The organism is Nitrosomonas sp. Nm58 (assembly GCF_900107335.1).
GTDB lineage: Bacteria > Pseudomonadota > Gammaproteobacteria > Burkholderiales > Nitrosomonadaceae > Nitrosomonas.
Map to the genome: position 1 here is coordinate 27652 of NZ_FNPQ01000022.1, position 23545 is coordinate 51196.

The window sequence follows — 23545 nt, forward strand, 5'->3', positions numbered from 1 at the left end:
AGTTCTTAACGTCCACGCAATTCGAGAATTTCAACCGCCGGGAGTTTTTTCCCTTCTAGAAATTCAAGAAAAGCTCCCCCTGCCGTAGATATATATGACACTTTGTCGTATATATCATATTTCTGGATTGCAGCTATAGTATCGCCCCCCCCAGCCAAGGTAAAAGCTTTGGTGTCAGCAATTGCTTTTGCAATGGTATATGTGCCCTCTCCAAACTGATCAAACTCAAACACGCCCACGGGTCCATTCCAAACGACTGTGCCTGCCTTCATTATAATATCAGCCAATTCTTGAGCGCTTTTTGGTCCAATATCGAAAATCATGTCATCATCCGATACTGCATCTGCATCTTTTACCACCGCTGGCTCATTAGCATCGAATTTCTTGCCAACCACAACATCTATAGCGATCGGAATCATCGCATCACGATGCTTCATTTTATCCATCAATATCTTCGCAGTGGAAACCAAATCATCTTCGCACAAAGATTTACCAATATTTTTTCCCGCAGCCTTAAGGAATGTATTAGCAATCCCACCACCTACCACCAGCTGATCTACTTTCTCAGATAGTGATTCAAGCACAGTCAGTTTGGTTGATACTTTGGAGCCTCCAACAATCGCAACCATAGGTCGTGCTGGATTATGTAAAGCTTTAGTCAAGGCATCTAATTCTTCTGTCAATAGAATACCTGCACATGCAATCGGAGCATATTTTGCAATCCCATAAGTCGATGCTTCAGCACGATGTGCAGTACCAAAAGCGTCCATTACAAATATGTCGCATAACTTAGCATAGTTCTGTGCGGTCGCATCGTCGTTCTTTTTCTCACCCTTGTTAATACGGCAATTCTCTAGAACGACTAACTCACCCTGCGCAATTTCAAACCCACCATTCGCCCAATCCCTGATTAAACGTACCGGCTTACCTAAACGTTCCGCAATATTATCGGCAACAGGCTTAAGCGAATTCTCCTCACTCCAGACGCCTTCTTCCGGTCGGCCCAAGTGAGAAGTTACCATGACTTTCGCGTCACGATCTAAACAATATTTAATAGTGGCCATAGATGCTGTAATGCGCGCATCCGATGTAACTTTGCCATCTTTAATGGGCACATTTAGATCAGCACGAATAAAGACACGCTTGTCTTTCAGATCAAGATCAGTGAGTTTGATAACAGACACATTAACTCCAATATAGACACTAAATATTAATAAGAATAGTTTGCAATCTTGATTGACTGCTGGCTAACTCAAAGGGATAAATCTATCTACTATGATGTAAGCATTAGATAACCCCGAGTAATATCATAATCATCTTTTGTTAATATCTGATTATGATGTTTAAATCTCTAGGCCTTTTACTCGAAGTAAATCTTATGCTCTTATTCAGATTCTTTGCGGACTTACTTGCTAGCAATAACGCGAGCCATCTCTAATACTTTACAGGAGTATCCCCATTCATTATCGTACCAAGCAACGACTTTAACAAAGTTTTTGTCTAACGATATGCCTGCCTCAGCATCAAAAACAGAAGTACAGCTCTCACCACGGAAGTCAGTAGATACTACTTTGTCGGCTGTATAACCGAGTACACCTTTCAGCGTGCCTTCCGATGCAGATTTCATGACATTACAGATCTCCTCGTAAGTGGCATCTTTATTTAATTCTACGGTAAGATCCACAACAGAAACATCAGAAGTTGGCACCCTAAAGGCCATACCAGTGAGCTTCTTATTCAATTCAGGAATAACCGCGCCAACTGCCTTCGCCGCTCCTGTAGAGGAAGGAATGATATTTTCAAGAATTCCTCGACCTCCTCGCCAATCCTTATTAGAAGGGCCATCCACTGTTTTTTGAGTAGCCGTTGCAGCATGAACAGTAGTCATTAAACCACGTTTGATTCCCCAAGTATCATTCAATACTTTAGCAATTGGAGCGAGACAGTTGGTTGTACAAGACGCATTGGAAACGATAGCTTGCCCATTGTAGGATTTATCATTAACGCCATATACAAACATTGGTGTATCGTCTTTAGATGGTGCGGTCATAATGACCTTTTTGGCACCAGCCGCAAGATGCTTTTCACAAGTTTCTTTAGTGAGAAAAAGCCCCGTCGCTTCCACCACCACATCAACACCGACCTCATTCCATTTTAACTCAGCAGGATCTTTAATAGCAGTTAGACGTATCTTCTTGCCATTGACTACTAAAGTATTGCCTTCAACTGAAACACTCCCGTTAAAACGGCCATGCACCGAATCATGTGTCAGCATATAAGCCAGGTAATCAGGCTCAAGTAAATCGTTAATTGCAACCACATCGATATCGCTAAATTTTTCAATTGATGCACGAAACACCATTCGCCCAATACGACCAAACCCATTGATTCCTACTTTAATTGTCATTACACAGACTCCTTAAACAAAAAAACCATAACTAAGCACGCCTATCCTGTCTGAATAGGCAACACAATTTATAAAATTCTCTTTACAGCATTTACGACATTCTCAATAGTGAAACCAAAGTATTTAAACAACTCTTCGGCTGGAGCGGATTCTCCGAAAGTATCGATTCCAATGATTTCTCCTTCAAGACCGACGTATTTATACCAGTAATCTGTCACACCAGCTTCTACCGCAATACGTTTAATACCTTTTGGCAATACACTTTCCTGATATGTTTGGTCTTGGCGATCAAACAAGTTAGTGCATGGCATGGATACTACACGCACCTGGATACCTACCTCAGACAATGCTTTCTGCGCAGCCACGGCCAGCGCTATTTCTGATCCAGTCGCTATAATGATTGCTTGCGGTTTTCCATCCACAGCTTCGGATAGGATATAGGCTCCTTTATCGATCAGCTTAATAGTCGCCGCATCTCTTTTCTGGAAAGGTAAATTTTGACGGCTAAAAATAAGTGTCGTTGGTCCATCCTTGCGCTCAATCGCACGCGCCCAAGCTACAGTTGATTCAACCGTATCACATGGTCGCCATACATCCATATTGGGTATCAGGCGTAATGTTGCTGTTTGCTCTACCGGTTGATGTGTCGGACCATCCTCCCCCAAACCAATTGAATCATGAGTAAACACAAAAATGTTACGGATCTTCATTAAAGCCGCCATGCGCAAAGCATTGCGCGCATATTCCGAGAACATCAGGAACGTAGCCCCATAAGGAATGATACCGCCATGTAGCGACAAACCATTCATAATGGCACTCATACCAAATTCACGCACACCATAATAAATATAGTTTCCACCAGATTCTGCGCTTACACCACTTGAACCAGACCACAGCGTCAGATTAGAACCGGCTAAATCAGCTGACCCTCCTACCAGTTCAGGAAGGACTGGCGCTAATCCCTCAATCGCATTCTGCGATGCTTTTCTAGTCGCAATAGTCTCTCCCTTTGCGTTAACACGATTTATAACGCTGTCAGCATATTCAAACCAGTTAGCTGGTAATTCCCCGGTCATACGACGCTCAAATTCAGCTGCTTCTGCAGGATATTTCTTCCCATACTCTGCAAACTTATGATTCCATTCGCTCTCAAGTTTCTGACCTTTTGCACGTGCATCCCATGCACCGTAGACTTCTTGAGGAACCTCAAAGGGAAGATAATGCCAGCCAATATGAGGACGAGTAGCCGCGATTTCTTCGTCTCCTAATGCCGCACCATGGACTGCGTGTGTATTGGCTTTATTGGGCGATCCCATCCCAATGACAGTCTTGCAGCAAATCATAGAAGGTTTGCCTGAAACCTTTTTAGCGGCTTCAATAGCAGCTTCAATTGCATCTGGATCGTGACCATTTACATTAGGAACAACATGCCATCCATATGCCTCAAAGCGTTTAGGTGTGTCGTCAGTAAACCAGCCTTCTACATGTCCATCAATTGAAATACCGTTATCATCATAAAAACAAATGAGCTTACCCAGCCCTAATGTACCTGCCAGAGAACATGCCTCATGTGAAATACCTTCCATCAAACATCCATCACCAAGAAATACATAAGTATAGTGATTAACGATATCAAAGCCGGGGCGATTGAATTCATCCGCGAGAATCTTTTCTGCTAATGCCATGCCGACAGCATTGGTAATTCCTTGCCCCAGGGGACCTGTCGTTGTCTCTACTCCTGAAGTATAGCCATATTCTGGATGTCCAGGCGTTTTAGAATGAAGCTGTCGAAAATTTTTAATATCTTCTATTGACACATCATAGCCAGTCAAATGTAATAGCGCATAAAGCAGCATAGAGCCGTGCCCATTCGATAAAACGAAGCGATCACGGTCGACCCATTTGGGATTATTGGGACTATGACGCAAATGGTGAATCCAAAGTACTTCCGCAATTTCCGCCATACCCATAGGCATACCAGGGTGACCAGAATTAGCTTTTTGTACTGCATCCATGGCCAAAGCACGAATAGCACTCGTCAAATTCTTGAATACTGGCGCGTTAAAATCCTCAAATGCTCCCATCTACACTACTCCCAAAAAAATTCAAAAAACAAAACATCCATCTTCCGCGCCACATGACAACAAAAGTTGGCAAAAACCGCTATTATCACCTAAGACGAAGTGCTCTACAACATTGATTCATTGATACACGCAATCACACCTTCTTTGTGTTATATCAACTCAACTATTCTGGTTACGCAACTTAATACCCAGTGTTTTTATCTTACGATAAAGATGTGTACGCTCCAACCCTGCGCGCTCGGCAACACGCGTCATATTGCCACCTTCTTGATCAATCAATTTCTCGAAGTAATTTTTTTCAAATAAGTCTCGGGCTTCACGCAACGACACATTCAAAGGAATATCCGGAACAATTGATATCGCTGTCGGTAACGGAGGCGCTAAGGCTTGCTGGACAACTTCTGCTGAGATCTCATTACTGGCACAAGTTAAGGCGAGCGAGCGTACTACACTCGTCAATTGAGCCAGATTGCCAGGCCAATCATAATTACGCAATGTATTCAATGCAGCTGTACTAAAGTGAATGAATGGCGCTTCGCCTGATTCAATGCAATTTGAAAGTATCTGATTAGCTAACTCAGGAATATCTTCACGGTGCAATCTTAATGATGGAACACTGATACAAAGACTGCTCAAAGTTTCATATAATTTAGGGTTATAAATACCTTGCGCAGTTAGTTCTGCCAAGGGCAAAGTCGTAGCACATACCAGACGCACATTATATTTTTCTAATTTACTCAAGAGCAGAAGTAATCCCTTTTGCTCCAATTTATTGAGTTCGCCAATTTCTCTTAAAAACAGCAAGCCATCCTTCGCTTGCTCAAGTAAATTTAGAGGGTTCTCTGCAAGAAAAGAAAATGATTCTGGCTCAACCCATGGCGTATTGATTCGATGCAAGAAATGAGCGCAGTACTCCATGCCCACACCTGGCTCACCCATCAGCAGCAGAGGCACTTTCAAGCTGGCAACTTGCTCTAGCTTCTTTTTTAATTCTGCAATCAAAGTTCCCCGACCCAGGCTTACCAGAGAAAAGGTCGGGATCGGCTTACTTTGACCACCGCGTAAAGCTTGTCCAATGGTGCTAAGCAACTTTTGTAATGGTATAGGTTTTTCCAGATACCCTACAGCTCCAATGCGCGTCGCCTCTACGGCAGTATCTATGGTGCCGTGCCCAGACATCATCACAACTGGCATGGTAAGTAATCCACTATTAGCCCAATCTTTAAGTAATGTTATGCCATCCGTATCCGGCATCCAGATATCCAATAGCACTAAATCTGGACGAGTCTGATTGCGCCAGCTGCGAGCCTGTTCTGCATTTTCCGCTAAAACAACTCGATATCCTTCGTCATTCAAGATCTCCGACAAGAGTTCGCGTATGCCAACTTCATCATCAACAACAAGAATCGTATTGTTGGCCATTATATGGTAATTTACCTCCAGAACTGGAATACAACTAATTGCTTTGCAGTAGTAGCAGCAACATCATTAAATTAACAATTCAAGCATTACTTCATGTGATGGTTATGTTACTTGATGAGGAATCGATATAGTGTGATCCGATAATAATCTTGGTAATACAATGGTCACCTTGGCTCCGTGTGGTTGGGTATTTTCGATTTGGATTGTACCATTATGTTCATCAATAATTTTCTTGACAATCGGAAGTCCGAGTCCCGTGCCTTTTGCCTTGGTCGTTACATAAGGCTCAAATACTTGGGCTTTAATCTGCTCAGCAAATCCTTTTCCGTTATCACTTACGCTAAACTGAATACCATTCGGAAGTATTTCGGTACGCACTGTGATCGTGGGATCTACTATGTCAACCAAGGCATCTTGAGCATTTTGTAGCAAATTATGAATAACTTGCCTCAATCTTGTAGGATCTCCGCGTATCAGAGAAGGATCAGCAGTCAACTCTAAAATAATTTTTGAGCTATGATTGCGATCTGATTGAGTATGTGCGGTCTCATATAACGCAAGTACCTCATGTATTAATCTATTAAAATCAAGCTGATATAACTCCAATTCAGGCACGCGCGCATATTCGCTGAATTCATTGACCATTTTCTTAAGTGCTTCAACCTGATTAACAATCGTTTCGGTAGAGCGTTGTAAAATTCTTGCGTCCTGCCCGGTTAATTTTTCCATCAATTTGTGCTGCATGCGCTCTGCAGAAAGCCGAATGGGCGTCAAGGGATTCTTGATTTCATGAGCTAGGCGGCGTGCAACCTCACCCCATGCAACTGTACGCTGAACCTGCAATAAACTGGTAATATCATCAAATACTACAACGCCTCCTCCAGTTACCTGCGGAAGGCGTGATCCTCGAAGGAGTAGAATTTGATCTTTGCTTTCACTAAAATGCAATACTTGCCGTTGCCAATCTCCCATTTCTGCAGAATTGAATCCTCTTCGTATTTCTGTTGCCAGCATACGCAATTTTGATTCCTTTTCCGCACATTCTTCAATCGTTAACCCCACCAGATTGGTCAATGGAATCTGCAAAATTTGCTCGGCACTACGATTGACAGTACTCATATGTAATTTCTCATCGAATACCATCACTCCAGAGGAAAGATTAGCCAGTATACTTTCAAGGTAAGCACGGGCATTTTCAATCTCCTGCTGATTTCGTTGTGCCGTAACACGCGCCACTTCAAGCTGCTCAGTCATGAGATTAAAAGATTCGGTGAGTATTCCAAGCTCATCGTTACTTTGTACTCGGTGACGCCTGCTAAAATCTCCTTGCGCCACAGCTCTTGTTCCTTCAGCCAGCATACCCAGAGGCGCGCTTAATTTTTCGCTAATAAGAAAAGCTGCAGCAAGTGCAGAAAAAAGCGCTAAAAATAATGCCAATGTTAATGTTACGCCATAAAGCCGAGTCAATCCTTGGCGAGATAACGTTAATTCTTGGTAATTGCGGTATCCTATCTGAACGATCTCGGCATTCTCCGCAAGTAACCTAGGCACTTGCTGCAAAACTTGAAGCACACGAATATCGTCATCAAGATTTAATACATTGACGGGAACCAGCACACGCAAATACATGCCTTTGCCAGGGATAGATTCCACTGCGCTATAGCTCTTCTGCATTCGAATCTGCCGCATGGCAGCAGCATTGGGTATTTCTGGAAACAGTGCAATATCATCAATGCTGGAAAAAGCAATCGCCTTTCCCTCTTGATTGAACAATGTTGCCTCTTGTATTTGTGACTGAACCAATAACTGATTCAATGCTGATAAAGGGGATACAGGTGATTCAGATAACGTCAATGCGGTAGTCTTAGCTTTCTTCCCAAGCTCTTCAAGTAAATTATCAAGCATGGTTTGTCCTAAATTCAGACCTCCCTCTAATGCCTGATCAACTTTTACATCGAACCACGATTCGATGCTTTTTCCTAGAAACTGTACCGAAATACCATATACTAAGACCCCCGGAAGAATGGCCATCAGTGAAAAAACCGTCAATAAACGAAGTGCCAGTCTTGAGCCAAATACCCGGGCCTTTAGTCTCCTGCTTAACCTCCATAATAAAAAACCTACTACCACCAGCAAAAACAACACAAAAACCACATTGAAAACAATTAGCCAACGGTAAAGACGTTCAAGAAACTCCGTATTGGCCCCCGCTGTCGCTAACAAAAACAGCATGACCACACTCAACCCCGTAACGATGGTGATAACGTACTTCATGGATATATTTTAGGGTAGGTTCTGAGGAGCAATAGGCAATTTAATATGCCATTCTTTTTTTTCCGAGATCAAATTCCAGTCTTTTGAGCTAAACCATTCTAGTTGAACTGGCTTAGCTAACCGGGAAATATCCAACCATACTTGCAAAGTTGCAATATATTCCACACCTTGCTTGAGCGAAGAGCTCATTTCAATGGGAATATCATGCTGCTTCCCCAAAGCCTGCAGCGCTTCTTGGAGGGTATCAAAGCTTTGTGGCATCATCATTCGACCACTTAAGTAGTATTGTCGGGTAAGCGCATGATAGCTCAGCCCTATGCGCCTTTTACTGCGGGCTACTTCTTCGTCCAGCCAATACCACCGAGAATCTATCAGTTCAAATTTAGATACAAAATAAAGTATGATGCCTTTTTCCAAGGCCTGCTCTAAAGTACTATTAAGCGTAATATCAGCGTCAAGACTTATTTGGTAACCTTCACCCATCGCTTCCAGAGCGAACGACTTTATTTCTATACCACCCTCACCACGAACCGGTACCGCTGAGAATAGCAGTGAAATCAGGAGTATTGCTGCCATGATCTGCAACAATCCTTTTAGTCGCAGCATTCCATCAAGCCTTACAAAGCAAGGCATAGAAAAAACCGTCATGCAAGAAGCTGGGCAATAACTGCCCATTAGTCATAGCAGGATGCGAAAGAGGCAATAAACGTGCATCTTGATGTAATTGTTGGAATTTATTAATTAACAGCCAGTTTTCTTCATGAAAAACAGAGCAAGTTACATACAGCAACTTACCTCCTCTCTTCAGAATTTTCCATAAAGCATTGAGAATTTTCTCCTGAGTGTCAGCAAAAGCAGGCAAATCAGTATATCGTCGCAACCATTTGATATCAGGATGACGGCTAACTACACCTGATGCACTACAAGGCGCATCAGCCAAAATTCGGTCAAACAGTTGACCATTCCACCATTCTGAGGGATAAAGTGCATTGCCATATACCAAACGATCAGGCTCATTTCCAAGCCGCTCAAAATTTTCTGCTACACGTGCTAACCGCTGCGCATCACTATCGAGTGCGGTCAATCTTATTTGCGCTGATTCCATTAAATGCGTGCTTTTTCCACCAGGTGCAGCACAAGCGTCTAGCACGTGCATGCCATCATGCACATCTAGCAGTGACGCAGCTAATTGCGCTCCCGCATCTTGTATTGATACTAATCCTTCTATAAATCCTGGTAACTTCTCTACCGCTACCGGTTGAATTAATTTCAGCGCCACATTCCAGACTAAATTTGCTTTAATACCATGCTCGTCAAGTATTTTTTGATATGCCTCGACTCCGATTTTCCGAGAGTTAACTCGCAATGTCATTGAAGGATGTTGATTACTTGCATTCAGAATGGCCTCATAATGTTGAGGATATTGTTTACGTAACTTGTCGATCCACCATTGAGGATGGGAGTATTTTCCAACATCATTTTTATTAACCAGTTCCCATAATGTAGTGCCTTTACGTATAAAGTTCCGTAAAACAGCATTAACTAATCCAGGCGCACCTCGTTTATTACTTAAGAGACGAGCAGTAGAAACAGCATGATCGACAATCGCATAGGAAGGCGCTTTACTGTATTGCAACTGATATAAACTTACCAATAACAAGTAGCGCAATTTAAGATCTTGTAACGTTTTATCTAACAATAAGCTGAGTAATGCATCAAGTTGCCCGTAATAACGCAGCACTCCATAGGCCAGATCCTGAATTGCACCCCGCTGTTGATGAGAAAGCAGCGGATTCGACCGCCATATTTCCTGTAAAACCAGCGTTAGATTTGCGCCTGCCAAAACACGCCCTATGGCAGCTACAGCAAGGTGTTGGGCTTTATTCATTTACCGGACTAACAGTCATCACTGTAGAAAGAAACTGACCTGGCTGCAAGAAATGTCCCGCCAGAAATTCTGCAATAGGCATTTTTCTTCCACCCGATTTTTGTACAATTTCTAAAATCAGCGCACCTCTTCCACAACTCACGACGAGACCTTCGCTCCCAGCCGCAAGAATTTCTCCTGCTTTGCCAGAAGCATTTTTTGCAATCCTCGCTTGCCATATCTTCAATATATTGCCCTGAAGATACGTATAAGCTCCTGGATAAGGATTCAATGCCCGAATACGTCGATCAATTTGGTTCGCATCTAATCGCCAGTCAATCTCTGCTTCTTTTTTTTGGATCTTGGATGCATAGCATGCCTGTGTTTCATGCTGGGGAGTTGCAGTCAGCTTACCAAGCTGCAATAACTCCAACGCTTCGACAATACTCTGTGCGCCTAAGTCAGCAAGTTTATCGTGAAGAGTTTGTGCTGTTTCATGAGGATCAATAGGAATGTCACGTTGCAATAATATAGATCCAGTATCAAGCCCCTCATCCATTTGCATGATAGTGATACCGGTTTTCTGGTCACCCGCCAATATGGCTCGTTGAATGGGTGCCGCACCTCGCCAGCGAGGTAATAGCGAGGCATGGATATTCAAGCAACCATGATACGGAATTTTTAGCACTTCCTTCGGTAGAATTGACCCATACGCTGCTACTATCATTAGATCGGCATCAAATGCCCTTAGTTGCGCATGGACAGCTTCCGATTTTAATGTAAGCGGTTGCAACAAGGGAATACCATGTGCTTGCGCAACTTTTTTTACATCACTCACCTGAATTTTCATTCCACGCCCTGCTGGACGGTCTGGCTGGGTCAACACCAACACTACCTGATATCCACCATTCAGCAAATAAATCAATGCATTGGCTGCAAACACTGGTGTACCCGCAAAAATAATTCTCATGAAAAACTTCGGATCAATACATTCTTTTCTTTACAAGAAAAGGATTTAGGTAAAATAAGGGAAATTAGGACTTGGCATCGCGCTGCCGTTTTTTTAATTTTGATCGAATTCGTGATTGCTTGAGTTGTGACAAATACTCAATAAATACTCTACCCATCAAATGGTCCATCTCATGCTGAATACACACTGCAAATAATCCGCCAGCATCCAATTCAAACAAATTACCATCCAGACCCATTGCTCTGATTGAAATATTTTCAGCCCGTTTTATTCTTTCGAAAATTCCTGGCACCGACAAACATCCCTCCTGGCAATCAGATTCTCCACTGCTTGCAATGATTTCCGGGTTAATGAATACATGAAGCTGATCACGAGTATCAGAAACATCGATAATAATCACCCGTTGATGGACATCCACCTGAGTTGCCGCCAATCCAATTCCCGCTACAGCATACATAGTTTCCGCCATATCTTGAACCAGCATACGAATTTCATCAGTAATTACTGGTATAGAGGCAGCAACCTTATGCAGTCGTTCATCAGGATATTGTAATATTTTCAGAATTGCCATAGCAAACTAGCGTAATTCGGTTTAACAGATTCTGCTGTTAGATCGTAAGCTTTGAAAGGGCTAAATAATCTAAGCTTAAAGAATTGCATCTAAAAAAATCTCACAATATATTAGAAATTAAATCTATGCGTGTATTGATTATTATATCCGCGATTTTATTTATAAACGTATTTTCTGGTGTAACCGTAAAGGCAGGAGAAATTGAACTACAACATAATGTACCCGATCGCTATATTGTTATTCAGGGTGATACGCTTTGGAGCATTGCTTCTCGCTTCTTGAAAGATCCCTGGCGATGGCCAGAAATATGGAATCAGAACCGGAAACAAGTGAAAAATCCATATACAATTTACCCTGGTGATATCATCGTACTCGAAAAAACAGCTGAAGGAAGTCAATTAAAACTTTCCAATGAAAAGGCAGCCGTAAAATTATCTCCTAAAATGCGGATAGAAAAATTAGGGGTACATGGTATTCCAAATATTCCTGTCAATAAAATTAAACCATTCCTGAGTCAACCATTGGTTATCGAAAAGCATGCTCTTAACAAAGCGCCCCTTATATTGGGCACAAGTGACAATCGGGTAATATTAAGCACGGGCGACACCATCTATATACGTGATTTGCCAGCTGACCAAGGTGCTTCATGGCAGGTTTTCCGTGCTGGCAAGGCATTGATGGACCCGGATGATAATAATCGTATCCTCGGATATGAGGCAATTTATTTGGGTGATGTAGAGGCAAAAAATTATGCTCTGATCAGCACTGTAAAAGTAACGCATTCTGTTCAGGAGATATTAAATGGCGATCGTTTGATTCGCTCCCCCGCTGATACGCTTGCAGATTATGTGCCTCATGCACCGAATTTTGCTGTCGAGGGGCGTATTATCTCTGTCTATGGTGGTGTAGCGGAGGTCGGTGAAAATGCTATTATCACGCTTAACAAAGGCGTTCATGATGGATTGGAGGAAGGTCACGTTCTCGCCATTTATCGGAAAAGTAAAGTAAAATCACCTATAGGCAAGATCGTAGCACTACCTGATGAGCGCATTGGCTTAGTGCTTGTTTTTCGGGTATTTGATAAAGTATCTTATGCATTAGTCACACAAAGCTCTCAAGCAATCAAAGTATTGGATGCGGTACGAACACCTGATTAAGCCTTATATAGGACTAAAATTGCGCATATCAACAGTGAATTGAAATTACTTACAGACTTTTTTTACGCAAAACAGTCTTTCTTTTTTCTGCAATCAGTTGCACTTACTCTCTTTTTACATTCACGATAAGCATTATTTTTTACCATGAAAGTTCCGCCAGATGTTGAATCCTGGCTAAATCTAAGCCTAATAAACGGCTTAGGTGATGAGTCCATTCGTAAGCTGCTCATTGCTTTTGGCAGCCCAACAGAAATCCTCTCAGCAGATACGTATCAACTTGAACGTTTCGTAAAAAAACAAGTTGCCTATAATATTAATCGGGGCGCAGACAAGAGCAAAGTTGATGCTGCGCTTAAATGGCTGGAAGATTCTTCCAACTTCATCATTACACTCGCAGATCACGATTATCCTAAGCTATTACTTAATATTGCCGATCCTCCCCCATTACTTTACCTGAAGGGGCAGCGCAAACTTCTCAATGCACCCGCCCTTGCCATAGTAGGTAGTCGCAATGCGACACCCCAAGGTATAGCCAATGCTGGCGCCTTCGCTGAAGCTGCTAGCAATGCAGGATTTTGCATCGTTAGTGGTATGGCACAAGGTATTGATACTGCTGCACATCAAGGTGGTCTGCGTGGGATCTCAGCAAGCATTGCTGTGGTAGGCACAGGACTCGATATTGTCTATCCCGCAAGAAACCGTGAGCTAGCGCACCTGCTGGCAAAAGATGGTGCACTTATTTCGGAATTTCCACTGGGAATGCCCGCACTGGGCAGAAATTTCCCTCGCCGTAACCGAATTATCAGTGGCATAAGTCTTGGTTGTCTGGTTGTTGAAGCAACTCTACATAGCGGCTCCTTGATTACTGCCAAGCAAGCACTAGAACAGGGACGAGATGTGATGGCCATTCCCGGCTCCATACATTCACCTTTATCAAAGGGCTGTCACACATTAATTAAACAAGGTGCAAAATTGATAGAAAATATCCAGGATATCTTAGATGAGCTTAATTGCCAGCCTGTTCTAGCCCATGGAAATATTAACGTAACGATTGACTTTAGTGAATCCCAGGAGAATTCAATATTACTACCTCACTTAGGCTATGATGTGACTGATATCGATACTATTTGTACACGAAGCGGCTTGACGGTTGAAGCAGTATCCTCCATGCTATTGACGCTAGAGCTAGATGGAATCGTTGCCAGCTTACCTGGCGGACGTTATCAAAGAATTCGTTAATGCCATTGATAAAATATATACAAAAAAATCTGCTGAGGTGCATACAACGAAAGAGAGCATCTATATGTACGAAATCCTGATTTACTTATTTGAAAACTACTTTGACAAAGGGGGATACCCAGATTCTGCAGTATTAACGCATAAATTAACTATAGCTGGCTTTGAAGAAGACGAAATTAATCGAGCACTTAATTGGTTATCAGATCTTACGAAACATGATACTGATCATTATCCTGCAACATTTGCTCAAAGTAACTCACTACGATGGTATACCCCTTCTGAAATGGAAGTGATTGATAACGAAGGACGTGGGTTTATTCTTTTTCTTGAGCAAGCAGGCATTCTCAACCCACTACAACGAGAATTATTAATTGATCGTGTTCTCAAAATGAATGGAAATAATTCCAGCTTAGAAAAAATTAAGCTCGTGGTTTTGCTTGATCTATGGATACAAAATCAATTAACTGATCTTAATATTCTGGAAAAACTATTCACAGCAAGTAATCCGCGGTATCGGCATTAATTGTTGAAAATCAACAAACTCTAATTCAATTTTAGATAAATACGTGATTTGTCGGGCAATATATGCCCTTAAAATGAAGTATATTGGCTACACAAAACATGCCTTTAATTTCCTTCATAATCTGAACATCCTAATCTAGCAATTGACAAAAAATATAGCCATCTAGTCAAAATTCCATGAGCAAAAAATTGATCATCGCCGAGAAACCTTCCGTAGCAGCAGATATTGCCCGTGCATTAGGTAATTTCACTAAGGAAACTGATTATTTTGAAAATGATGAATACGTTTTATCATCTGCAGTAGGCCATTTACTGGAGCTGGCTGTACCAGAAGATTATGAAGTTAAGCGTGGCAAATGGAGCTTTGATCATTTACCAGTTATTCCCCCCTATTTCGATCTTAATCCTATCGAGAAAACAGCCACACGTCTGAAATTGTTGATAAAACTCATCAAGCGGAAAGATGTAGATACTTTAATCAATGCTTGTGATGCTGGGCGAGAAGGGGAGTTAATTTTTCGCTATATCATACGTCATGCGGGAACAAAGAAACCCATTAAACGCTTATGGCTACAATCCATGACGCCCACAGCCATTCGAGAAGCTTTCTCAAAACTACTTGATGATAGTGAAGTACAGTCTCTGGCGGAAGCCGCCACTAGTCGTTCTGAATCAGATTGGCTAGTTGGAATCAATGGCACACGCGCAATGACAGCATTTAATTCTCAAGAAGGCGGTTTCCATAAAACAACTGTTGGACGTGTTCAGACTCCAACGTTAGCCATACTCGTCGAACGGGAAGAAGTCATCAAAAAATTTGTACCTAAAGACTACTGGGAAATACACGCCACTTTTTCTACTGACAATAATCACTACAAAGGAAAATGGTTTGACGAAAAATTTTCAAAAGATAAGGAGAATAGCGAAGCCAGAGCAGAACGCATATGGGACCAAGGCAAAGCAGACGCTATCAAGATCAGATGTCAAAGCAAACCAGGCATAGTGAGTGAAGAAAGCAAGCCCGCCAAAGAAACCTGCCCTTTATTATATGACCTCACGAGTTTACAGCGAGATGCCAATAGCCGCTTTGGTTTTTCTGCTAAAACAACCTTAGGGCTTGCTCAAACGCTTTACGAGAAACATAAAGTATTAACTTATCCACGTACCGATTCGCGCGCACTTCCGGAAGATTACATTGCGACGGTTAAAGATACACTTCATTCACTTGATAAAACTCAATATGGTGTATTTGCCAGGCAAGTTCTGGATTCGGATTGGGTAAAATTAAACAAGCGCATTTTTAATAACACAAAAATCTCCGATCACTTTGCCATCATTCCAACCTCGCTTGAACCTAAAAAGCTAAATGAGATTGAAACAAAGCTTTACGATCTGGTAACTAAACGTTTTCTTGCAATCTTCTATCCTGCTGCAGAATTTCTTGTGACAACTCGTATCACGCGAGTTGAAGGTGAGCCATTTAAAACAGAAGGCAGGATCATGATCAATGCTGGATGGCAAACCGTATATGGAAAATCATTAATAAATGATAATAGTAGTGATGGCATAGTTTTGCCTGCGATCAACGCTGATAAACCAGTTATTACAGAGGAAATCAAGGTTATTCCTAACCAAACTCGCCCTCCAGCGAGATTCAATGAATCAACTCTCCTATCTGCCATGGAAGGAGCAGGAAAACTGGTGGAAGACGAAGAACTACGTGCAGCAATGAGTGCCAAAGGACTTGGCACACCAGCAACGCGCGCAGCCATTATTGAAGGCCTCGTATCTGAAAATTACTTGCAACGCATTGGACGAGAATTACATCCTACTGCCAAAGCATTTTCGCTCATCACACTACTGCGTGGATTAAAAATACCCGAATTGATCTCTCCAGAATTAACAGGTGATTGGGAATTCAAATTGCGCCAGATCGAACAAGGTAAATTAAAGCGTGAAATGTTCATGACTAAAATTGCTGAAATGACGAAGCATATCGTTGAGCAAGCAAAAAATCATCGAGGAAAAACAATCAGCGGGGATTTTGCGATACTCAAGGTACCCTGCCCTAAATGTGGCGGCGTTATCCACGAAACATACAAGAAATTTCAATGCCAGCAATGTGATTTCGCTCTATGGAAAATTCTAGCTGGACGGCAATTTGAAGTGGGCGAGATGGAAACTCTCATTTCACAAGGTGAAGTTGGGCCATTGCAAGGGTTTCGCAGCAAAATGGGACGGTTATTCAACGCAAATATTAAGCTTACCGACACGTTTGAAATGAAATTTGAGTTTGGTGGTAATGATACAGAAGAAGCTGATGCAATCGATTTCTCCAATCAGCCATCTCTTGGCAGATGCCCTAAATGCAGCAGCCCAGTCTATGAACATGGGTTATATTATGTTTGCGAAAAAGCAGTAGGCGTCACTCACACGTGTAATTTCAAAACTGGAAAAATTATTCTCAACCGATCCATCGAACACGAGCAAATTACTAAATTGCTGCAAACTGGTAAAACTGATCTGCTGACTAAATTTATCTCTAAAAAAGGACGACCATTTTCAGCTTATTTGGTTATCGGAAAAGAAGGTAAAATAGAGTTCGAATTTGAGCAAAAGGCTTCAAAAGGAAAAACAGCAAATTCCGATGAATCAAAAACATCACTGCCGTCAAGTAAGAAAAAAGAAGCATAGAAAATTAATCATATTGCCATAAGGCATGCAATCCCCCTTCGTATATTAGTTCCTCAATATTTCTTATTTCTTGAAACAACAAAAGTGAATACTGAAATGAATTTTTCTTTCAAACACAGTATTCACTCTGTTTAGCGACGATAAGTTTTTTAAAGACTCAATTAACCATAGACATTAATAATATACTTGGCAATTCCAGATGTTGCAGCAATAAGAATGGCTAATCCTCCAACTACGGCTATTCCTTCTATAAGAAAAGAAATTAGCGCTTCACGAGTAGTTTTAAATTCTTGTTCACCATCTTTGTTACGTCGACGATCTTTGCGCTCCTTTACCCAGAGTTGTATTGCAATAACAAATGGAATAGCCAGTACAGAAATAAGTAGTGAATTTAAAGAATCATCTTCCATTGATCAGCCCCATTATCGATTAGTTGTAATTTGATTAAAATGTGTCCCACTTTTTTTGAGTTTCATTTAGTATAGTATTCCTAGAAAATTGATAATTATAGCAGGCGCTACAAATTCCCGTTCTGCCTCTACACCTTTTAGCTTATATCTAAGCCATGCCTGTCAATCTAATCTACCATTATAAAAAAGAAATGATGACATATAGAATATTTACTTTCCTAGAGACTTATGGATTGGCTTAATCTGCCTGTTGCCAATGGTGCACGCGGTATCGTTCAACTGCCAGGTTCCAAAAGCATCTCCAATCGGATCCTTTTGCTCGCAGCACTAGCAAATGGTAAAACACTTGTTCGAGATCTGCTGATTTCCGATGATACGACACAAATGCTGAATGCGCTGCGAGCACTCGGGATTACAATCAATCAAATCAGCAAGAATGATTTCAGCGTCGAAGGTGGAAGGGGAAAATTCCCTGTCAAACAAGCCGATTTGTTTTTGGGTAATGCTGGTACCGCTTTTCGGCCTCTTGTTGCTGTGCTTGCCATAATGGGTGGTCACTATCGATTGTCCGGCGTGCCACGCATGCATGAACGCCCAATTGCTGATTTAGTTAATGCATTACGACAATTGAATGCCAGTGTTACTTACCTTGGAAATGAAGGTTTCCCACCATTAGAAATTAAACCTGCTGAGATACAAAACAAAATAATTACAATCAAGGGCGATGTTTCCAGTCAATTTCTCAGTGGACTTTTAATGGCATTACCATTAACAGGTGAAACTGCCACAATTATCGTAAACGGAACACTTATTTCAAAACCATATGTTGAACTCACCCTGGCTCAAATGGCGCGTTTTGGCATTCAAGTCACACAAGAAAATTGGCAACGTTTTACTTTGCCAGGCCCACAAACTTACAAGAGTCCCGGTGAAATAATTGTTGAAGGCGATGCCTCCTCAGCATCCTATTTTTTGGCTGCTGGAGCAATTGGTGGAGGGCCGGTACGCGTTGAAGGCGTTGGTATGGAGAGTTTACAAGGAGATATTCATTTTGCTGATGCGCTAGAAAAAATGGGCGCACATATCACAAAAGGGAAAAATTGGATTGAATCCTCTTTGCCAGCCCGTAATACTTCTAATCATCAATTGAAAGCTATTGATCTCGATTGCAATCATATCCCCGATGCAGCGATGACATTGGCCACAACGGCCTTATTTGCAAAAGGAACAACGACACTCAGAAATATCGCAAGTTGGCGGGTAAAAGAAACCGATCGCATTTCAGCAATGGCAAAGGAATTACGTAAACTTGGGGCTCTGATTGAGGAAGGTAAAGATTTTATACGTATTACACCACCTGCCACTTCACTTACTCCCAATGCAATCATCGATACCTATAATGATCATCGTATGGCGATGTGTTTTTCACTTGTGTCTCTAGGTGCACCAGTACGCATCAATAATCCGGGCTGTGTTGTCAAAACCTTCCCAGATTATTTTGAAAAACTTGCGATGATTATGCTTTCCTGACGCTACAAATCTTCATATTTCTACTTAAGAGGTTTTCATGGAAACTGGCGCTATTCCAGTCATTACTATTGATGGTCCCTCAGCTTCTGGTAAAGGTACAGTCGCACAACTCGTTGCCCAGAAACTTGCACTTCATTATCTTGATAGTGGAGCACTCTATCGCCTCGTAGCATTGATAGCAATGCGATCAAATACTGATTCTGCTAATGAGTTGGCCATAGCAAATATTGCTTTACATTTAGATGTAAATTTCTATGGCTCATCTATTCAATTAAATAGTGAGGATGTCTCAGATGCAATTCGTACCGAAGAATGCAGTAAATTAGCCTCTGTTATTGCTGGTCAACCCGAAGTCAGAAGAGCATTACTACAGCGCCAACGAGCATTTCTCCAACCACCTGGTCTGGTAACAGATGGCAGAGATATGGGCTCAGTTGTGTTTCCAGATGCTCCGCTTAAAATTTTTCTCACTGCAAGCGCCGAAGAACGAGCACAGCGACGCTATAAGCAGTTGATAGAGAAAGGAATAAATGCTAACATCCAAAGCCTATTGCAGGATATTTCCGAGCGTGATATGCGTGACAGTAATCGCGATACTTCTCCTTTAAAGCAAGAGACAGATGCAAAATTGCTAGATACAACTTTGCTCAGTATTGAAGAAGCTGTTAACGAGGTACTACGGCTGTACAATCAAATCTGCAAGAACTGAACTTGATGAAAAGAAGTTTTATTTTTTACACAATAAAATAAAACCATATCATACAATTTAAGTAATTTTTTATTTAACTAACTAACCATCTCATTTATGGGATGAAATTAAAATCGGGTAATTTTTTACAATGACTATTGTTTCCAACATAACTCCTTCCTCAGAAAATTTTGCCAAACTCTTCGAAGAAAGTCTTACACGTAAAGAAATGCGTGTGGGAGAGGTCATTACTGCAGAAATTGTGCGTATTGACTATAACTTTGTAGTGGTCAACGCAGGCCTCAAGTCCGAGAGTTATATTCCTATTGAGGAATTTAAAAATGATAAAGGCGAGATTGAGGCTAAGGCGGGAGATTTTGTCAGTGTTGCCATTGATGCCCTTGAGGACGGCTATGGTGAAACGCGCTTATCCAGAGATAAAGCCAGGCGATTAAATGCTTGGCATGATCTGGAAGAAGCTATGGAGAAAGGCACCATCGTCAGCGGCATGGTCAATGGTAAAGTGAAGGGTGGGTTAACTGCCATGGTTAACGGCATTCGTGCGTTTCTGCCGGGCTCATTGGTAGATATTCGCCCTGTCAAAGACACTACTCCTTATGAAAATAAGGAAATGGAATTTAAAGTCATCAAGCTCGATCGTAAACGTAATAATGTCGTCATATCTCGACGAGCAGTATTAGAAGAAACTCAAGGAGCAGACCGAGAATCTCTATTGGCAAACTTGCAAGAAGGCGCCATTGTGCATGGTATCGTTAAAAACATTACCGACTACGGTGCGTTTGTCGATTTAGGCGGAATAGATGGACTGCTTCATATAACAGATTTAGCTTGGCGTCGTGTAAAACATCCTTCTGAAATCATCAATGTTGGTGATGAAGTAACGGCCAAGGTACTCAAATTTGATCAAGAAAAAAATCGTGTTTCACTAGGCATGAAACAATTAACTGAGGATCCTTGGGTAGGTCTTTCAAGACGCTATCCTCCAGGAACACGCCTTTTTGGTAAAGTAACTAATCTTACAGACTACGGTGCCTTTGTAGAAATTGAGCAGGGAATTGAAGGATTAGTACATGTTTCAGAAATGGATTGGACCAACAAAAATGTCTATCCATCAAAAATAGTACAATTAGGTGATGAAGTAGAGGTCGTCATTATAGAGATAGATGAGGAACGTCGCCGCATCTCGCTTGGAATGAAGCAATGCAAACCTAATCCATGGGAAGAATTTGCAATGAGCCACGAAAAAGGAGACAAAGTAACTGGACAAATAAAATCTATTACTGACTTTGGTGTGTTTATTGGATTACCTGGCAATATTGATGGTTTAGTGCATTTATCCGATCTCTCTTGGACTCAATCTGGAGAAGAAGCAATATGCAATTATAAAAAAGGCGATGAGGTAGAAGCTGTTGTATTATCGATCGATGTCGAGAAAGAACGTATCTCGCTTGGAATAAAACAGCTGGAAGGAGATCCATTTACTGTATATGTAGCAGCGCACGATAAAAATAGTATGATCAAAGGTATTGTAAAATCAATCGATGCCAAAGGTGCGGTGATTACTTTAACTGACGAAGTAGAAGGTTATTTACGAGCTTCTGAAATTTCTCGTGACAAAGTTGAAGATATACGAGCTCTTCTCAAAGAAGGGGATCAAATTGAAGCAATGATCATTAATGTTGATCGTAAAAATCGCAATATCAATCTTTCTATTAAAGCAAAAGATCAATATGAGGAAAATAGTGCATTACAGATGGTAACTACCAAGACTCCTGCCAGTACAGGCACTACTAATCTGGGAGCATTACTCAAAGCTAAAATGGACAGTAAAAATTCTGAAGAACAATAAAGGACATCGATGACGAAATCTGAATTGATTGCCAAGCTTACTGCTCGATACCCTCAGCTCTTGGCAAAAGATACTGAGTTAGCCGTCAAAATGATACTTGATGCCATGGCTAATAGCCTCTCTAGAGGAGAGCGCATTGAAATTCGTGGATTTGGAAGCTTTGATTTAAATTATAGACCAGCTCGTATTGGTCGTAACCCAAAGTCCGGAGAAAAGGTTCACGTACCTGAGAAATATGTTCCACATTTTAAAGCTGGAAAGAAAATGCGTGAACGTGTTGATTTCCAACTTAAAGATGAATCATGATCAACCATTTAAAATGAGAAGGATGCTCTTTCTTGCCTAAGAATTAAAATAATTCTTTATCGATGAAGAGCATATCTTTATATTTTAGAATTAAAGATTATGTAATTTTTATTTGACTCTTAAATATAATACTTTTTTTATTTCTGATTGCATGAATAATCCTCGTATTATTGTTGCTCTTGATTTTTCCAATAAAAAACAAGCACTCGAATTAGCAGGCAAACTAGATAAAAATTTATGCCGAATAAAAATTGGTAAAGAACTTTTCACCATTGCTGGCCCACAATTGATAGAACAATTGATGGCCTATGGTTTTGAAATTTTTCTTGATCTAAAATATCATGATATTCCTAATACTGTAGCTGGCGCTTGTAGAGCAGCATCAGATCTAGGCGTATGGATGATTAATGTTCATGCGCTAGGAGGGAGAAAAATGCTCATTGCCGCTCAAGAAGCGCTCTCCACAAAAAAAACGAAACTAATCGCAGTAACTCTACTTACCAGTTTAAATAAGAGTGATCTCAATGAAATAGGTTTGAATGAAGAGCCAATCAATATTGTGCAACGCCTTGCCTTACTTGCTAGCGATTGTGGTCTTGATGGTGTAGTCTGTTCTGCTCTGGAAGCACCGCAGCTTAGGGGAATCATTAAAAAAGACTTCTGTTTGGTAACGCCAGGAATTCGACCTCTTAATTGTAGTGCAAATGATCAGATGCGCATAACAACACCTCAAGAAGCTATACAAAATGGTGCTAATTACCTGGTAATTGGTCGACCAATTACACAATCTCCCGATCCTCTCTTAGCGCTTCAGCGATTGAACCATGAAATTGAAACAATCGGTTGTAATGATAGTAATTAAAAATCTTTGACTTGGCTGGATCAATAATCCGATAAAATCAGGAGAGCTTATTTCTGCTAATCTCTCAGAGGAATGTGCGCTTCAAAGCGCACTTATGGTACTGTATATTCATCCAGGTTCATAGCAAAAACTACACTGCAAATTCCCTCTGATAAACCTCTTAGCACAGTTGATGGCACATCCCTCTGAGTCAAATACCCCCGGCAAAGCCGGGGGCTTGTGATATGGTTAGCGCCTCAAAGGCACCTATAACACACCTTGAGCCGCCACAATGGCGGCTTACCTTATAGCAAGCCTCATCTGATCATATCGCTCATCTTCCTCTTCTTGATTCCGGATATACACTCGCACCAGATGCTCATCTAGACCAACCGTAGAAACAAAATATCCTCTAGCCCAGAAATGCTCGCCCGTGAAATTCCTTCTTCGATCCCATACTTCCGGGCAATTTGAATCGCACTCTTGCCTTTAATGTACCCAACTACATTCGATACTACATAGTCGGTCCTGCAAAATGCCTAAGATCCTCATGAATTCTCCGTTTCAGGGAAGAAATTCACTTCCTAAACTCTCAAGGATTCATAATATCCGCATCTAAACCTGAGGGAAATTAAGGTATTTAATATTTAAGATGGCTATCGACGACTTTTTCCGCGCCCGTCTCGATCAAAT

General features: G+C 41.4%; 19 protein-coding genes and 1 pseudogene. 9 read left to right on the forward strand and 11 right to left on the reverse strand.

All coding sequences use genetic code 11. The features are described 5' to 3' along the window. Nucleotides 1–5 precede the first annotated feature (5 nt). The 9 genes from BLW34_RS09680 to def all read right to left on the reverse strand — a co-directional run bounded on the left by BLW34_RS09680 (nucleotide 6) and on the right by def (nucleotide 11595). On the reverse strand, nucleotides 6–1184 hold the full coding sequence (locus BLW34_RS09680; protein WP_090578821.1) for a phosphoglycerate kinase: 1179 nt from the start codon (nucleotides 1182–1184) through the stop codon (nucleotides 6–8). A 221-nt stretch (nucleotides 1185–1405) separates the two neighbouring features. Beyond that, nucleotides 1406–2407 (reverse strand): type I glyceraldehyde-3-phosphate dehydrogenase, encoded by a 1002-nt coding sequence (gap, locus tag BLW34_RS09685; protein ID WP_090542011.1) that lies wholly within the window; start codon nucleotides 2405–2407, stop codon nucleotides 1406–1408. A 68-nt stretch (nucleotides 2408–2475) separates the two neighbouring features. Continuing rightward, nucleotides 2476–4491, reverse strand: a complete 2016-nt coding sequence (gene tkt / locus BLW34_RS09690; protein ID WP_090578824.1) for a transketolase — start codon at nucleotides 4489–4491, stop codon at nucleotides 2476–2478. Between the two features lie 159 nt (nucleotides 4492–4650). Beyond that, nucleotides 4651–5913 carry a sigma-54-dependent transcriptional regulator gene (locus BLW34_RS09695; protein ID WP_090578828.1) on the reverse strand — a complete coding sequence of 421 codons (1263 nt, stop codon included), beginning with the start codon at nucleotides 5911–5913 and terminating at the stop codon, nucleotides 4651–4653. Nucleotides 5914–6015: 102 nt separating this feature from the next. Then, nucleotides 6016–8187 (reverse strand): sensor histidine kinase, encoded by a 2172-nt coding sequence (locus BLW34_RS09700; RefSeq protein ID WP_090578831.1) that lies wholly within the window; start codon nucleotides 8185–8187, stop codon nucleotides 6016–6018. 9 nt (nucleotides 8188–8196) lie between these two features. Then, nucleotides 8197–8763 carry a DUF4390 domain-containing protein gene (locus BLW34_RS09705; protein WP_256203724.1) on the reverse strand — a complete coding sequence of 189 codons (567 nt, stop codon included), beginning with the start codon at nucleotides 8761–8763 and terminating at the stop codon, nucleotides 8197–8199. A gap of 34 nt (nucleotides 8764–8797) precedes the next feature. After that, a complete protein-coding gene (gene rsmB, locus BLW34_RS09710) occupies nucleotides 8798–10075 on the reverse strand; it encodes a 16S rRNA (cytosine(967)-C(5))-methyltransferase RsmB (RefSeq protein ID WP_090578836.1) in 1278 nt (425 codons plus the stop codon). After that, entirely contained in the window at nucleotides 10068–11024 is a 957-nt protein-coding gene (gene fmt, locus BLW34_RS09715) for a methionyl-tRNA formyltransferase (RefSeq protein ID WP_090578839.1), read from the reverse strand. The genes rsmB and fmt overlap by 8 nt, the downstream gene beginning before the upstream one ends. 64 nt (nucleotides 11025–11088) lie before the next feature. Further along, entirely contained in the window at nucleotides 11089–11595 is a 507-nt protein-coding gene (gene def, locus BLW34_RS09720; RefSeq protein WP_090542027.1) for a peptide deformylase, read from the reverse strand. An 83-nt stretch (nucleotides 11596–11678) separates the two neighbouring features. Here def and BLW34_RS09725 point away from each other — a divergent pair, with 83 nt between their 5' ends. The 4 genes from BLW34_RS09725 to BLW34_RS09740 all read left to right on the forward strand — a co-directional run bounded on the left by BLW34_RS09725 (nucleotide 11679) and on the right by BLW34_RS09740 (nucleotide 17207). Continuing rightward, complete coding sequence (locus BLW34_RS09725) at nucleotides 11679–12752, forward strand: LysM peptidoglycan-binding domain-containing protein (protein WP_256203725.1); 1074 nt, start codon at nucleotides 11679–11681, stop codon at nucleotides 12750–12752. A gap of 144 nt (nucleotides 12753–12896) precedes the next feature. After that, a complete protein-coding gene (gene dprA, locus BLW34_RS09730; protein WP_090578845.1) occupies nucleotides 12897–13991 on the forward strand; it encodes a DNA-processing protein DprA in 1095 nt (364 codons plus the stop codon). A gap of 64 nt (nucleotides 13992–14055) precedes the next feature. Beyond that, the gene (locus BLW34_RS09735) at nucleotides 14056–14514 is read left to right on the forward strand and encodes a Smg family protein (protein ID WP_090578866.1); all 459 of its coding nucleotides are present in this window, start codon (nucleotides 14056–14058) and stop codon (nucleotides 14512–14514) included. Nucleotides 14515–14690: 176 nt separating this feature from the next. Continuing rightward, nucleotides 14691–17207, forward strand: coding sequence for a DNA topoisomerase III (locus tag BLW34_RS09740; RefSeq protein ID WP_090578848.1), 2517 nt, complete (start codon nucleotides 14691–14693; stop codon nucleotides 17205–17207). Between the two features lie 161 nt (nucleotides 17208–17368). On the opposite strand, the gene BLW34_RS09745 is transcribed toward BLW34_RS09740, so the two are convergent. Next, complete coding sequence (locus tag BLW34_RS09745; protein ID WP_090542036.1) at nucleotides 17369–17617, reverse strand: hypothetical protein; 249 nt, start codon at nucleotides 17615–17617, stop codon at nucleotides 17369–17371. Between the two features lie 228 nt (nucleotides 17618–17845). Between BLW34_RS09745 and aroA the strand changes: the two genes are divergently transcribed. The 5 genes from aroA (at nucleotide 17846) to pyrF (ending at nucleotide 22873) form a co-directional block, all read left to right on the forward strand. Beyond that, a complete protein-coding gene (aroA, locus tag BLW34_RS09750; RefSeq protein WP_090578851.1) occupies nucleotides 17846–19147 on the forward strand; it encodes a 3-phosphoshikimate 1-carboxyvinyltransferase in 1302 nt (433 codons plus the stop codon). A 37-nt stretch (nucleotides 19148–19184) separates the two neighbouring features. Next, a complete protein-coding gene (gene cmk, locus BLW34_RS09755) occupies nucleotides 19185–19856 on the forward strand; it encodes a (d)CMP kinase (protein WP_090578854.1) in 672 nt (223 codons plus the stop codon). Between the two features lie 130 nt (nucleotides 19857–19986). Then, nucleotides 19987–21705: a 30S ribosomal protein S1 gene (gene rpsA / locus BLW34_RS09760; protein WP_090542042.1), complete on the forward strand. Its 1719-nt coding sequence runs from the start codon at nucleotides 19987–19989 to the stop codon at nucleotides 21703–21705. A gap of 9 nt (nucleotides 21706–21714) precedes the next feature. Then, nucleotides 21715–22011, forward strand: coding sequence for an integration host factor subunit beta (locus tag BLW34_RS09765; protein WP_090578857.1), 297 nt, complete (start codon nucleotides 21715–21717; stop codon nucleotides 22009–22011). 151 nt (nucleotides 22012–22162) lie between these two features. Next, nucleotides 22163–22873, forward strand: coding sequence for an orotidine-5'-phosphate decarboxylase (gene pyrF / locus BLW34_RS09770; protein ID WP_090578860.1), 711 nt, complete (start codon nucleotides 22163–22165; stop codon nucleotides 22871–22873). A gap of 279 nt (nucleotides 22874–23152) precedes the next feature. Here the strand turns inward: pyrF and BLW34_RS09775 are convergent. Beyond that, nucleotides 23153–23373 (reverse strand): annotated as a pseudogene (locus BLW34_RS09775) (transposase); the annotation flags it as partial. Nucleotides 23374–23545: the final 172 nt, after the last annotated feature.